This is a genomic window from Hymenobacter swuensis DY53, assembly GCF_000576555.1.
In the GTDB taxonomy this organism is placed as follows: Bacteria; Bacteroidota; Bacteroidia; order Cytophagales; family Hymenobacteraceae; genus Hymenobacter; species Hymenobacter swuensis.
Genome location: NZ_CP007145.1, coordinates 2,993,933 through 3,007,922, shown reverse-complemented (window position 1 = coordinate 3,007,922; position 13,990 = coordinate 2,993,933). Strand labels below are relative to the sequence as shown.

At 61.6% G+C, this 13,990-nt stretch carries 10 protein-coding genes; 3 read left to right on the top strand and 7 right to left on the bottom strand.

Annotation, left to right across the window (positions count from 1 at the left end; genetic code table 11):
* Nucleotides 1-138 precede the first annotated feature (138 nt).
* From HSW_RS14310 to HSW_RS14300, 3 genes are all read right to left on the bottom strand, one after another.
* Nucleotides 139-1,137: an arabinan endo-1,5-alpha-L-arabinosidase gene (locus tag HSW_RS14310; protein ID WP_044002485.1), complete on the bottom strand. Its 999-nt coding sequence runs from the start codon at nt 1,135-1,137 to the stop codon at nt 139-141.
* A gap of 63 nt (nt 1,138-1,200) precedes the next feature.
* Nucleotides 1,201-2,175 carry a glycoside hydrolase family 43 protein gene (locus HSW_RS14305; RefSeq protein ID WP_044002484.1) on the bottom strand — a complete coding sequence of 325 codons (975 nt, stop codon included), beginning with the start codon at nt 2,173-2,175 and terminating at the stop codon, nt 1,201-1,203.
* 15 nt (nt 2,176-2,190) lie between these two features.
* Nucleotides 2,191-4,290 carry an alpha-L-arabinofuranosidase C-terminal domain-containing protein gene (locus HSW_RS14300; RefSeq protein ID WP_052346455.1) on the bottom strand — a complete coding sequence of 700 codons (2,100 nt, stop codon included), beginning with the start codon at nt 4,288-4,290 and terminating at the stop codon, nt 2,191-2,193.
* A 397-nt stretch (nt 4,291-4,687) separates the two neighbouring features.
* Here HSW_RS14300 and HSW_RS14295 point away from each other — a divergent pair, with 397 nt between their 5' ends.
* Genes HSW_RS14295 through HSW_RS14285 form a run of 3 tightly spaced genes read left to right on the top strand, consistent with a single transcriptional unit; the run spans nt 4,688 to nt 8,388 of the window.
* On the top strand, nt 4,688-5,788 hold the full coding sequence (locus tag HSW_RS14295; protein WP_052346454.1) for a LacI family DNA-binding transcriptional regulator: 1,101 nt from the start codon (nt 4,688-4,690) through the stop codon (nt 5,786-5,788).
* Between the two features lies 1 nt (nt 5,789).
* A complete protein-coding gene (locus HSW_RS14290) occupies nt 5,790-6,491 on the top strand; it encodes a 3'-5' exonuclease (RefSeq protein WP_052346453.1) in 702 nt (233 codons plus the stop codon).
* Entirely contained in the window at nt 6,484-8,388 is a 1,905-nt protein-coding gene (locus tag HSW_RS14285) for a DUF294 nucleotidyltransferase-like domain-containing protein (protein ID WP_044002483.1), read from the top strand. Before HSW_RS14290 ends, HSW_RS14285 begins: the two co-directional genes overlap by 8 nt.
* Before the next feature lie 23 nt (nt 8,389-8,411).
* Here HSW_RS14285 and HSW_RS14280 read toward each other — a convergent pair whose 3' ends face one another.
* From HSW_RS14280 to hisS, 4 genes are all read right to left on the bottom strand, one after another.
* Complete coding sequence (locus HSW_RS14280; RefSeq protein WP_197031881.1) at nt 8,412-10,346, bottom strand: T9SS type B sorting domain-containing protein; 1,935 nt, start codon at nt 10,344-10,346, stop codon at nt 8,412-8,414.
* A 114-nt stretch (nt 10,347-10,460) separates the two neighbouring features.
* A complete protein-coding gene (hutH, locus tag HSW_RS14275) occupies nt 10,461-11,960 on the bottom strand; it encodes a histidine ammonia-lyase (RefSeq protein WP_044002481.1) in 1,500 nt (499 codons plus the stop codon).
* A 116-nt stretch (nt 11,961-12,076) separates the two neighbouring features.
* On the bottom strand, nt 12,077-12,298 hold the full coding sequence (locus HSW_RS14270) for a hypothetical protein (protein WP_044002480.1): 222 nt from the start codon (nt 12,296-12,298) through the stop codon (nt 12,077-12,079).
* Nucleotides 12,299-12,517: 219 nt separating this feature from the next.
* Entirely contained in the window at nt 12,518-13,939 is a 1,422-nt protein-coding gene (gene hisS, locus HSW_RS14265) for a histidine--tRNA ligase (protein WP_044002479.1), read from the bottom strand.
* Nucleotides 13,940-13,990 lie beyond the last annotated feature (51 nt).

Below are 13,990 nucleotides of genomic sequence, written 5' to 3'. Positions count from 1 at the left end.
AGTGGCGAATCAGCAGAAAAAAGACCGGTAACGATACCGTAATCGGTGCCGGTAGCTCGAAGCCAGACGGCAAGCCGAAAAGATGTAATCCATATCGATGCTACACAAACGATTGTGCAATTAAGCCCACAAAAGTTGCTACGGCCGCACTACCGGCCAGCCGGTCGCGTCCCAGGTCAGGGGCTCGATGCGCAGCTTGGGCCGGCCTTTATCGGCGGCATCGTAGCCGTGAAACACGAGGTAATCGGTGTTATCGAAGGTGTATACCGAGTTGTGGCCCAACCCGAACCAATTCTGGTCGCCGGCCAGCACCTGAGTGCCGCCGCCCTGCTCCAGCGGTTTGCCGGCCTGGTCGAGGTAAGGGCCGGTGAGGATTTTGGAGCGGCCCACCATGATCTTATAGGTGCTCTGAGGGCCCCGACAGCAATAGTCGAACGAGGTAAACAGGTAGTAGTAGCCGTTTTTGCGGAAAATGAACGGCGCTTCAATGGCGCCGTCGCCGGGCAGGGAGTCGTTGAGCTGCGGATTGCGGGGTCGGCGGGCCAAAGTGAGCCACTGCTCCGGCTGGGCCGGTCCGGTGAGGTCGGGGCGGAACTGCACCAGCTTGATGCCTTCCCAGAACGAGCCGAACGACAGCCAGGGCCGGCCGGCCTCGTCGCGGATCAGGTTGGGGTCAATGGCGTTCCACATATCGCGCCCCGGCACCGACTGCAGCACCCGGCCGTGGTCGATCCAGCGGAAATCTTTGGAGGCAGGATCGAGGGTTTTGTTGGTGACCAGGCCAATAGCCGAGGTGTTTTTTCCAAAGGCCGAAACAGAATAAAACAGCGCGTATTCGCCATTATGAAAGGAAATATCGGGGGCCCAGATATGCCCCTTGAAGCCCGGAATAGCCCGCACGGCCCAGGCCGGCGCGGTAGCAAACACGGGCTTCTCCGGCTGCCAGTTCTTCCGGTCTTTCGACGACCATACCGCAATGCCGTTGCCGGTACAGAACATGTAGTACGTGCCGTTTTGCTGGGCCAGCACCGGGTCATGGGCCGGAATCAGCTTCGGGGCAGTTTGCGCCTGCGCGGGCAAACGGGCCAGAAGGAGCAGTAGATAGCAAAGAAGCAGTTTACCGGTATGGAAAGACATTGTTGATTGAGTTAACGCAGGAGACAGGATTGGGCTGGGCACAACGACATGAGCCCGCAGTTGCTACTTAGCCGCCTGCACGCTTTCCGTGGTCATCTGCACCCGCTTGATGGTACCGTCTTTGTTGTAGTACAGGTAGTCCACGCAGACGGAGCGGCGGAAGCTGCCGCCGTCGGTGGGGATGCTGCCGTTGTGGTAGATGAAGTAGGAGCGGCCTTTGAAGTCGATGATGGCCTGGTGGTTGGTGTTGGAGTTGCCGGCCACCTCGTTCAGCAGTCCTTTAAACTCCCAAGGGCCTTCAATACTGCGGCTCATAGCGTAGGCCAGCTTTTCGGGAAACTGGTAGGCGTAGCTGAGGTAGTACCAGCCGTTGTGCTGGTGGACCCAGGGCGCCTCCGTGAAGCCGGGCAGGTTGCTGACTTTGTTAATCGGGCCATCCAGCTCCGTCATATTGGGCTTGAGTTTGGCCCAGTAACAGTTGGTGTTGCCCCAGTACAGGTAGGCCTGGCCCTTATCGTCGATGAAAACCGTGGGGTCAATATCATCCCAGCTGATTTTGCTCTCGGTCATGTTGTTGGTAATCAGGGCCGAGCCGCGGGCATCCTTGAACGGCCCCGTGGGGCTGTCCGACACGGCTACGCCGATGCTTTTGCCCGGAATGGAGCCGTGTTCCACGGCCGCGTACCAGTAAAACTTGCCGCCCCGCTCAATTACCTGCGAGGCCCATGCATCATCCTTGGCCCAGGCAAAGGCCTTCACATTCAGGGGCGAAGGGTGCTCTTTCCAGTGCACCATATCCTGAGAAGAATAGCAGAGCCATTCGTGCATCACGTAGCGCTGCTCGGGGGCAGGAGCCTCGTCGTGGCCCGCATAGAGGTACACGGTGCCCTTGTGTACCAGGGCGGCGGGGTCGGCGGTGTACTTGTCTTTGATGATAGGGTTGCCGGCCACTGGTACCGGAGCCGCCTGGCCCAGTACCAGCGTGGGAGCAGTCAGCAGCAAACCAGCCAACCACCCAATAAGCGGAGCGTTTTTCATAGTTCTATCTGCCGCTTAGCGTTTGCCGGGAATCCGCAGCACCGTGAAGGAGTTCGGGGCCAAGGTGTAGGTTACGTTCGGGGAGGATACCTTGAACGGCTCCTCCTTGGGGGCCACGTTCTGAGGCTGTTCCAGGCTGTTCACAGCGTTCAGGTCGGCACTGGCCAGTACGGTAGCACGGCCGGCTTTGCCCAGCTTCTTCACGCCTTGCAGGGCAATGGTTACGGGCCGGGCCTGGGGCGAGTAATTCACCAGCTTCACGATGATTTCGCCGGTTTTGTCGTCGGCGGTGGCGCTGCTGAACAGGTTGTCCTGGCCGTTTTTGGCCCCGGCGGCGCGCTGCACGGGTAGCATGGTGGTGCCGGGGTTGGTGGAGTACATTTTCTGCACGTAGTAGTTGGGCGTGCCGTAGGCCTTCAGGTTGTCGAACCAAATCATGTCCGGCGTCCACTGCCAGGCGTCCACGTGGGCGAACAGCGGGGCGTAGGAGGCCATAATTACCTTGTCGGCGTTGCGCTCCAAACCGGTCATGAAGGCCGCTTCCGAAATGGCGCAGTCCCAGCTGTTCTTGTTGTCGGGGCTGCCGATGGCCACGCTCTGGGCCGCGTACTCCCCGGCGAAGATTTTGGTGCCGGTGGTGGGGTAGTTGTCGTAGCGGCCCACGTTCTGGCGAAACCACTCGGGCTTGGCATAGTAATGCTCGTCAATTACCTCGGCCTTCAGCTCCCGCAGGCGCTGGGTGGCTTTGTCGAACAGCTCTCCATCGGGGCTCGGCCCGGCGCTGGATACGATGTTCATATTCGGATACTTCGCTTTCACGGCCTTCATGAACGGCTCGTAGCGCTCCAGATACTGCGGGCCCCACTGCTCGTTGCCGATGCCGATGTACTTCAGGTTGAACGGCGCGGCGTGGCCCATAGCCACGCGCTTGGCGCCCCAAGGGCTGCTGGCCGGCCCATTGGCAAACTCAATCAAATCCAGCGCGTCTTGAATAAAGGTTTCCAGCGTGGGGTCGTCGTCCTCGTGGTTGTGGGGCGAGCCGGCATTGGGGCCAGCCGCAGCGGTGCCGCCAATCGGGGCCATTTCGGCCGAGTTGAACTGGCAGGCCATGCCCACGTTCAGAATCGGCACCGGCTCGGCCCCGATGTCCTCGGAAAGCTGGAAATACTCAAAGAAGCCCAGCCCGAACGACTGGTAGTAATCGGGGGTGGAGCGGTGCTTGAACTCCATGTTCCAGCGGTTCACCAGCGGCACCCGGGAGGCCACGTCGCCGATAGTTTCCTTCCACTGGTACCGCTCCGTAAGGTTGCGACCCTCCACGATGCAGCCGCCAGGGAAGCGCAGGAAACCGGGGTTCATGTCCTTCAGCAGCTGCACCAAATCCGTACGCAGGCCGTTTTCGCGGTTCTTATACGTGTCTTTGGGAAACAGCGAAACCACGTCCAGATCCAGCGTGCCGGTGCCTTCCAGCGTCAGCTTCAGGCGCGCCTTCTCGGCCGTACCCGCCGATTTCAGCACCACGCTGTATTTCTTCCACTCTGTGGTGAGGCCGGTAATGCGGGTATGGGCCAACGCTTTGCCCGAGGGGCCGGCTTCGGGGCCGGCTCCAGGGCCGCCTTCTTCCAGCGTCACGTTCAGGCCGCTCACGCCGCCCGCGCCCTTGCGCAGGTACACCGAAAACGTGTACTCGCCGCCCTGTTTCACGCCCATGCCCCGGAAGCCTTCGTTGATAAAACCGGCATCGGGACTGGCCGTGGTGGCCGTCATGCGCAGGAAGTGGTTATTGGTGGCACTGATGGGCTGCTGGCTGGAGACGGTGTAGGTCGACAGCGCCGCCGCGCCCCGGATGCCGCGCCAGCCCAGTAGGTGCTCATCCAACTCAAACGACTTGTTCTTGACTAGCTCGGGGTACAGCCCGCCGTCGGCGGCGAAGTTGATATCCTCGAAAAACAGGCCATACATTGTTTTGGCTATGGGCGCGCCGGGCTTATTCACCTGCACCGTGAGGGTGGTGGGGGCCGTTTGGGCCAGGGTCGGCAGGCCGGTTAGTAAGGAGCCACTCAGGCCCAAACAGGCAGCAAGCGGATAAGTGCGGGCGGGCAGGAAATTCAGCATGGGAGTTGGGAAATAGACGGAGTATAGAGCAAAACCCGGGACCAGCGCCCGGACCACAGGCCGGCGTTGACGGAGCCCAATATTAATAACTTATTTGCACAAACGATTGTGTAATCTAACACTATTTCTGCTTTTCTTGTGATACTGCTCTAAAAAGGAGCAGGGGTGCCTGTTCTGTCTTCCCATATACTTCCCGTACTTTGTAAGCCGGATACTCCTGAAAAAGTGTTTTTAAGGCTTCAATAGCTATATCTTCTTCTTCCCTATGACGAGTTGCCGTGCAATACATAGTCTTATTTGGCTACCTCCCCAATACCCACAGGAAGGATGTGTAGCCTTATTGATTTATCTGGGTTAATCCTACCTTTACACAAAGCATTGTGTAACGCTTTTCTACATGGCCCCTCGTAAGAAGTCCGAAACCCCGCCCGCCCCCAATACTCCCGTTTCCATGGCCGACCTGGCCCGGGAGCTGGGCGTGTCCATGACCACCATTTCCCGGGCCTTGAGCGACCATTACAGCATCGGGCCGGAGATGAAGTCGAAGGTGCTGAAACTGGCCAAGAAATATAACTATCAGCCCAACCGGTTGGCCTCGGCGCTGCGCAAAGGAAAGAGCAAGCTGCTGGGCATTATCGTGCCCTACATCGAAGGCCGGTTTTTTCCTTCGGTGGTGCATGGCATCGAGACGGCCGCCAGCAAGGCCGGCTACAACGTCATTATCTGCCAGTCGAACGAGGATGCGGCCCAGGAGCGGCGCAACGTGGAAGCGCTGCTCAGCGCGCAGGTGGCCGGTATTATGGTGTCGTTGTCGCGCACCACCACCAGCTACCAGCACTTCGATAAGGTGCAGAGCCGGGGCCTGCCGCTGGTGTTCTTCGACCGGAGCGTGGAGGGCGAAAACGTGAATGCCGTGGTGCTTAACGACCAGGAAGGCGCGCTGATTTCCACCCGCCATTTGCTGCAGCAGGGGTGCCGCCGCATTGCCCACTTAGCCGGCCCGCAACACCTGAATATCTACAAAAACCGCCGCCAGGGCTACCTCGACGCGCTGCGCGAAGCCGGCCTGCCCGTGGAGGAGGAGCTGATAGTCTACACCGACATGACCCAGGACGAGGGCGCGGCGGCCATGCGCCGCTGGCTGGCCCTGCCTAACCCGCCCGACGGCATCTTCTCGGGCGGCGACTATTGCGCCCTGGGGGCTATGCAGGAAGCGGCCCGCCAGGGCGTGCGCGTGCCCGACGACGTGGCCATTACCGGCTTCAGCAACGAGGCCTTCACCGTCATCACCGAGCCTACCATTACCACCATCGACCAGCGGTGCGAGGAAATGGGCCAGGCCACCGTGCGCTTGTTGCTGGAGCTGATTGAGGCCAGCGGCACCACCTTCACGCCCCGCCAGATTGTGCTGCGGCCGGAGCTGCTGATCCGCGACTCCTCACTGCGGGAGGCACGCAAAACGACCGGCCGCCGCGCCGCCAAAGCGGCCGTCCGGTAGCATGTCCGCACAGTACCTGCTCTTTGTGGATACTGAAACCACGGGCCTGCCGGCCCGCTGGCACCGGCCGTACGCCGAGGAGTGGGAGTGGCCCAGTATTGCGCAGCTGGCCTGGGAAATCTACGCGCCGGATGGTACGCTGGTAAAGGCCGAGCAGGCGTATCTGCAGGTGCCCACCAACCGCCTCACGGCCGAATCGGAAGCTATTCACGGGCTCACGGCGGAGCTGCTGGCGGTGCAGGGCCAGGAGCCAGCGGCGGTGCTGCAACGGCTGCTGGCCGACTTGGCGCAGTACCGGCCCCGGGTAATCGGGCATTTTCTGCGGCTTGATTTCCATGTGCTGGGAGCCGCGCTGTTGCGGGCCGGGCTGCCCAACCCGCTGCCCGGGCTACCCCAGTTCTGCACTATGCAGGCCAGTCCCGCCGCCCGCCCGCAGGGCCCGAAGCGGCCGTTGCGGTTGCACGAGCTGTACGAGCTGCTGTTCCACGAGCCCATGACCCGCCTGCACGACGCGGCCGTGGACGCGGCAGCCACCGCCCGCTGCTTTTTTGAGCTGCGCCGCCTCGGGATTATTTCGACCGAAGTGCTCAATGGCCAGCCCCCGCTTCTGCCGCCCGATGGCCGCTCGCCGCGCCGGTTTCCCTGGCCCTGGCTGCTGACGACGGGTTTTCTCCTCGTGCTATATCTTTTTGCTCATGGATAATCGACTGGCTTTTCTGCGGACGGTGGCCCCGTTCAATCTGCTGCCCGAAGAGGTGGTGCGGGGCGTGGTGGGGCTGCTGGAAGAGGTGCAGTACAGCAGCGAAAAGCTGCTCTACCAGCAGGATGCGTCCAAGCTGCGCAGCCTCGATATCATTGCGGAGGGCGCCTACGACACGTTTTTCTACGACAGCGACCAGCACAAGCGCCTGCCCGAAACCTACGGCCCGGGCACCTGCTACGGCGGCATGTCGATTCTGCTCAACAAGAAACGCTCCTTGCGTACGGTGGCCGTGCGCAAGGGCACCCGCGTGCTCCAACTGCCCCGCCGCGACTTCCGGGCCCTGTGCCTGGCCTACGAGCCGTTTTTCCACTACTTCACCGCCCGCTACGGGGAGCGGATGCTCGATGAGGAGTACGCGCACTTCGTGAAGCCTGCCGCCCCGCCCGAGCAGAACTACCTGGTGGCCGATCAGCTGTTTTCGCGCCGCATCAGCACCCTGGAAGTGCGCCAGCTGGTGACGTGCCCCGGCGAACTGCCCATCTACGAGGCGGCCCAGCGGATGGCGGCGGCCAAAGTCAGCTGCCTGTTCGTGACGGATGCGCACGAGGCCATTACCGGCTACTGCACCGATATTACCCTGCGCGACTCGGTCATTGCCCGCCGCCTCGATGCCTCCCGGCCAGTGGCCGAGGTGACGGCCACGCCGCTGGTTAGCATTTCGGATGAGGCGTACGTGTACGAGGCCATTCTACGCATGTTCCAGACCAAAACCCGCTACCTGCTGGTGGAAAAGGCAGGCCGCTACGTGGGGTTTCTGAGCCGGAATAAGCTGCTGAGCGACCTGGCCCAGTCGCCGTTTATGTTCATTCAGGCCGTGAAGCTGGCCCAGAGCCCCCGGGAGCTGAAGCGGCGCTGGGAAATGGTGCCCGACATCGTGAACCAACTGCTGAGCCGGGGCGTGAAGGCCGACATCGTGAACCAGGTCATCAGTACCGTCGTCGATACCATTTCGCTGAAGGTGATTGAGCAGGTGCTGGCCGAGCAGGGCCCGGCCCCGGCCCGGTTCGTGTTTATGGTGCTGGGCAGCGAGGGCCGCAAGGAGCAGACGTTGGTCACGGATCAGGACAACGCCATCATCTACGAAGATAAGGCCAACGAGCACCGCGAGGAGGTGCGGGCCTGGTTTCTGCGCTTCGCCACCACGGTTTCCGATGAGCTGAACCACATTGGGCTGCACTTCTGCACGGGCGGCTTCATGGCCAAAAACCCCAAGTGGACGCACTCCCTCTCGCACTGGAAACGCAATTACCGCCAGTGGATGAGTGAGTCGAACCCGGAAACGGTGATGCAGATGGCCACCTTCTTCGACTGCCACTACCTGCACGGCGACGCGGCCCTGATGCAGGAGCTCTACGATTTTCTGCGCGAAGAGCTGACCCAGCCCCTTGACCGGTTTCTGTTCTACATGACGCGCAACGCGTTGCAGTACGAGCCGCCACTAACCTCGTTTCTGAGCCGGTTTCGCACCTTCGAGCAGGAAGGCCAGCGCGTATTCGATCTGAAAAAGGCCATGTCGCCCATCGTGGATCTGGTGCGGGTGTACGCGCTGCGGCACCAGGTTTTCGAAACCAATACCGGCCAGCGCCTGGCCCGCCTGCGCGAGCTGGGCGTGTTTAAGGAAAAGGAGTACCAGGAACTGTTGCAGGCCTACTACTACCTCATGGGGATGCGCCTGCAGAAACAGGCCCGCCAGCTCATCAACGACCGGGAAGCCCCCACCAATTACCTCGACCCCAGCACCCTGACTCAGGTGGAACAAGTCACGCTCAAGGAAATCTTCAAAGTAATCGGCGACTTCCAGCTCAAAATCAAGGTCAGCTTCACTAAGTCCTTGTAGCGGTGGCGTGGGCGGCGGCTCGGTTACCGGATGATGGTGACCGTACCGTGCTGCACCAGCCGCTTACCCTGCTGGTCGGTGGCCTCGAAGCGCCACACGTAAGCCCCAAGGGCGGGTGGCGCGGTGCCGGTGCGGCCGTCCCAGGTCTGGGTGCGGTTCGTAGCCTGGAACACCTGCTGACCGTTGCGGTCAATGACGGTGAAGCGGAAGTTATCCAGGTAGCGCCCCTTCAACTCCAGCACGTCGTTGAGGCCGTCGCCGTTGGGCGTGAAAGCCGTGGGCACGAATACCTTCACCTGCCGGGCCACCGAGGCCACGTTGGAGTAGCTGGGCGCTGATGCTGGCAGGCCGCCGCCAGTGGCTTCCACACGGTAGCGTACCACCTGCTGGTCCTGGGGCGGCTGCAAATCGAGGTAGGTGAGGCCGTTCACCGGCACGCGGCTCAGCTCGGTGTTCGTGGGCGAAAGGCTGATGACGCGGTAGCTAACAGCGGCCGTGGCGTTGGGGCCGCGCAAAGCCGTCCAGGTGAGGCGGATGGTGGTGCCTTCGTCGTTGGCAGCGCGGGCGTCCAGCAGGACGGGGCACACGGGCGCACTATCGGCCGAGCGGTTGCCGCAGGCATCCAGAAAGCGGGCGGCGTAGCACAGCGGGTCCGCGAGGTTGGGCGTTACCAGGGAGTCGCGCACGGCGCGGGCCGACGTGACACGCAGCTCCTGACCGTTGCGTAGGTAGGTGAGTTGTCCGCCGCTAGGGCTGCGCGGCACCACGGCCGTCAGCTCCACCTGATTGCGCAGGTTGAAGGAGGCCGTGAGAACCGGCGCGGCCGGGGCCGCGCCGGAGGTAGTCAGCACCGAAACTTCATTGGAAACTGAAGTGGTGGTGCCCATCGTAAGGCTCACGCGGTAGCGGTAAGTGGCGCCGCAGGTTACGGTCGTATCAAGGTACTGAGTAGCGCCGGGCGGGACGGGCAACTGCACGGTGGTGGTGCCCTCGGTGCGACTGAGGGTGTAAGCTCCGCTACTGCTGCTGGTCCAGCTTAGCAGGTTGCGGCCGTTCTGGGAAGCGCCCGTCAGGGCTACGGAACACAGAACAAACGAGGAAGAACTGGCTACTGATGGCTGGCACGCATCCTGCAGCAGCAACCGGTAGCAGCCCGACAGCGGAGCATTGTTCAGGGTAAAACTGGTGAGGTTGCTGGCAACCGGAGCCACCGTGCGGTAGCCGCCGGGAGCAGCGGCATCGGCCACTTGCAGGCTGTACTGGTACTCGGGCTGCAACGCGTTAAACTGAAACTCTACACTGCTGCCCTGCACCGTGAGGCTGCGCAACGTGGGCCGCTGCGACGGTGGCAGCGGCGTAAAGCTGCGCGTGGTGGTACCGGTGCAGATGCTGGTCTGGTTGTAGCGCCCGGTTACGCTCACGGTAAAGGGGCCATTGGCCGGGTACGTAACCGGCGTGTTGCGCGCAGCCGGCACCGGCGCTTCGTTACCCACCTGCACAAAGTACTGGTCATAATTGGTATCCGTGACGGTCACCTGTACGAAGCCGGGGGCGCAGTTGGTGAGGGTAAACGTCGGCTGAGGAGTACTTTTGACTTCGAAGTTACGGGAGAAAATAATGCCCTGACTACCACCCTGTGGCCCTTGGGTGTTCTGGGTGATAACCAAGACGCCGGGAGCTGTAGGGGTAAACGTGGTGATGGTATCCGTAAAGCCCGCACAGGCAATGGTGCTGGCCTGCCGGTAGTATATCTGGGCCGGGTCGAGGACTTTGCCGCTGCAGTCGCGCAGGCGCACTGCCCGGCCCACACACAGGTAAAACGGCAACTCCTGACCCGAAATGGCATCGTAGGCGCGAAAACAGGCCCCGGAGTTCGGAGTTGGTACGCACGGCCCCTGGGCCATCAGGGCCAGATTGGCGCATAAAAGAAGCAGAAAAAGAACCAGTCGTTTCACCATCCTCGTAACGAAGCAACTGCGTGGTTGCATATGTGCGCCGGGCTAAAGTAGCAAATGAAGCAATGAGGTGGCTTTGCGAAACGGCAGGTTAGCGCTTCCGTACTTCCACACTGATTACTCCCACACATACGTCCGCACGAAAGTCGCCGCCGCGTGCAGATCCAGGTACAGTACCCGGTCCTGGCTCACGAAGGCTACTTTCTCGCGGAAGGTGGTTACCAGCTGCTCCAGCGTCGCGGAGGTGCGGGCGGGGCGACGGAATTCCAGAGCCTGGGCCGCGTTCAGTAGCTCAATGCCCAGCAGCTGCTCCACGTTCTGCACCACGCGCAGGGCCTTGGTGGCGGCGTTGGCCCCCATGCTTACGTGGTCTTCCTGGCCATTGCTGCTCACCACGCTGTCCACCGAAGCGGGCGTACAGAGCTGCTTGTTCTGGCTCACGATGCCGGCGGCCGTGTACTGCGGAATCATCAGGCCCGAGTTCAGGCCCGGCTCGGCCACCAAAAAGGGCGGCAGGCCCCGCTGGCCGCCAATGAGCTGGGTGGTGCGCTGCTGCGAGATGCTGCCCAGCTCGGCGGTGGCAATGGCCAGCATATCCAGGGCCAGGGCCAGCGGCTGCCCGTGGAAATTGCCGCCGCTCAGGATGGCATCGTCATCGGGGAAGATGTTGGGGTTGTCCGTCACGGCGTTGCACTCAATTTCCACAGTCTGGCGTACGTAAGCCAGCGCATCGCGGGAGGCGCCGTGTACCTGCGGCATACACCGGAACGAGTAGGGGTCCTGCACGGCCGTTTTGGGCTGGCTTTGCAGCTTCGAGCCCGTTAGCAGCTCCCGCACGCGGGTGGCCACCGCCAACTGCCCGGCATGGGGCCGGATGCGGTGCAAACGCTCATCAAACGGCTCACTGCGCCCGTCAAATGCCTCCAGTGACAAGGTCCCGATGCAGTCGGCGGCGGCCGTGAGGCGCTGGGCGCGCAGCAGGCCGTGCACGGCGTAGGCCAGCATAAACTGGGTACCGTTGAGCAGGGCCAAGCCTTCCTTGGCTTCCAGCACCAGCGGCGCCCAGCTGAATAGGCTCATGGCATCGGCGGCGGCCAGGCGGTAGCCTTCGTAGTTCACCTCGCCCAGGCCCAGCAATGGCAGGCACAAGTGCGCCAGCGGGGCCAGGTCGCCACTGGCCCCCAGAGAGCCCTGCTGGTACACTACCGGTAGCATGCCCCGGTTGTAGAAATCGAGCAGGCGCTGAACGGTAGCCAACTGCACGCCGCTGTGGCCGTAGCTCAGGCTCTGCACTTTCAGCAGCAGCATCAAGCGCACCAAATCGGTGGGCACCTCCTCCCCCGTTCCGCAGGCGTGCGACATCATCAGGTTCTGCTGCAGCTGCTGCCGCTGGCTGGCCGGAATAGCCTTGTCGCACAGGGACCCGAAGCCGGTATTGATGCCGTAAATCACCGCGTCGGGGGTGCGCTCCAAGCGGTTGTGCAGGTACTGGTGGCACTCCTCAATGCGCTGGCAGGCTTCCTCGCTGAGTACCACGCGGGCTTTGGTGCGCAGCAACTGGTCGAGGGTGGCCAAGTCGAGGTGGGTGGAAGGAGTGAGGGCGAAATCCTGGGGCATGCGGGAGGGAGGGAGAAATGGACAACCAAAATTGCCACTTTTTCCCGGTTGACGCCCGTTTTTCCGCTCCAAACAGTGCCCCACCAACGAAAACTCCTGTTGGTGGGGCCGGGGGCTTAGCGGCTCATGGTAGTATCGGACATGTCCGTCGACATGGTGGCGGCAGTGTCCGTGCTCATATCGGTATCAGAGCTGCTATTGGTCGGCAGATCGGTCGTGCTGCTGGAGTCGGGGCCGTTACCAGAATCCATGTCGCGCTTAGCATCACAGGAAGTGAAAGCCAGCGTAGCAAAAAGCAGACCGGCAGCGGCCCAAGCAGAAAAGCGGGAAGTCTTCATAACGGAATGGTATTTACGTACACAATTGCCCCGGCCCAATCCGGACGGAAGCGAAACATACACCGCCCCGGCGAAGGCCGGGGCGGTGTATGATATACGCAGAAATAGAGCTTACTACGAGGTTTTTCGCGGAAAATAAGTACGGATTTTTCGGAGGTAAATACGGAACTGGACGTAACCATCAGTCCGGTAGCCGCAACCCAAAATTTCCCGTTTCTGCTACTGCAGTTCCGCCAGCACTTGCTCCAACGTGACGGTCTGCTCCTGGCCGGTAGCCAGGGTTTTGAGCTTGTACTGGCCGGCGGCGCGCTCCTCGGGGCCCTGGATGAGCACGTAGGGGATGCCTTTGGCATCGGCGAACTTAAACTGCTTGCCCAGCTTACCAGCCTCCGGGAACAGTTCACTGGCCACACCAGCGGCGCGCAGTTGCCGCAGCACCGGCAGCATAGCTAGCTCACCTTCCGCATCAAAGTTGGTGAGCAGACAGCGGGTGGTGGTGGCCACGGCCTCGGGGAACAGCTGCAGGTCCTCTAGGCAGTCGTAAAGGCGGTCGACGCCGAAGGAGAAGCCTACGCCAGACACGCCCGGCAGCCCGAAGGCCCCGGTGAGGTTGTCGTAGCGACCCCCGCCGCTCACGCTGCCCATGTTCACGTTGTTGATCTTGATTTCGAAGATGCAGCCCGTATAGTAGCTCAGCCCCCGGGCCAGGGTCACGTCGAACTCCAGGTTCTGCCACTTGTCAAAGCCAAAACCGCGCAGGTAGGCCAGCACCTGCTGCAAATCCTGCAGCCCTTTGTAGCCGTCGGCGGTGGCGTTATCGGGGGCCACGCCGGCCGTCACGAAACCGGCCAGCAGCCGCTCCAGCTTCTCCTCGAAGTCGCCGCCTACGCTCAGCAGGTCGAACAGCCGCTCGGTAGCGGCGGCCGATAAACCGCGTTCCAGCAGCTCCTTCTCCACACCTTCGCGCCCAATTTTATCGAGCTTGTCGATGGCCACAAACAGGTCCGTTTCAGTGCCCTCGCCACCAAGGGCCTGGTAGAACGCACCCAGTACCCGGCGGTGGTTGATTTTGATGGTGTGGTCCGTGAGGCCCAGCGTGTTGAGCACCTCCGACATCATCAGCACAATTTCGGCCTCGCAGAGCAAAGAGTCGGTGCCTACCACGTCAGCGTCGCACTGGTAGAACTCGCGGTAACGGCCGCGCTGGGGCCGGTCGGCGCGCCATACGGGCTGAATCTGGTAGCGTTTGAAGGGAAAGGTGAGCGTGCCCCGGTTCATCACCACGTAGCGGGCAAAGGGTACGGTGAGGTCGTAGCGGAGGCCCTTTTCGGCAATTTTAGGCAGCACCTTTTTGGGGCCGGCCAGCAGGTCGTCGGGGGTTACTTCTTCTTTAATTACCTCGCCCTTCTGCTTCTTGAGAAAGTTGCCCGAGTTCAGCACCTTGAACAGCAGCTGGTCACCTTCCTCACCATATTTGCCGGTCAGTACCGAAAGGTTTTCGAGCGTGGGCGTTTCGAGCGGAGCGTAGCCGAACTTCTCAAACACGCGGCGGATTATGCCAAAAATATGGTTACGGCGGGCCACCACGGCGGGGCCGAAGTCGCGGGTGCCTTGGGGAATGCTGGGTTTCTGGGCGCTCATCAGGAAAATCGGAATGCAGGAATACGGCCGCAAAATTCGCGGATTGCATCG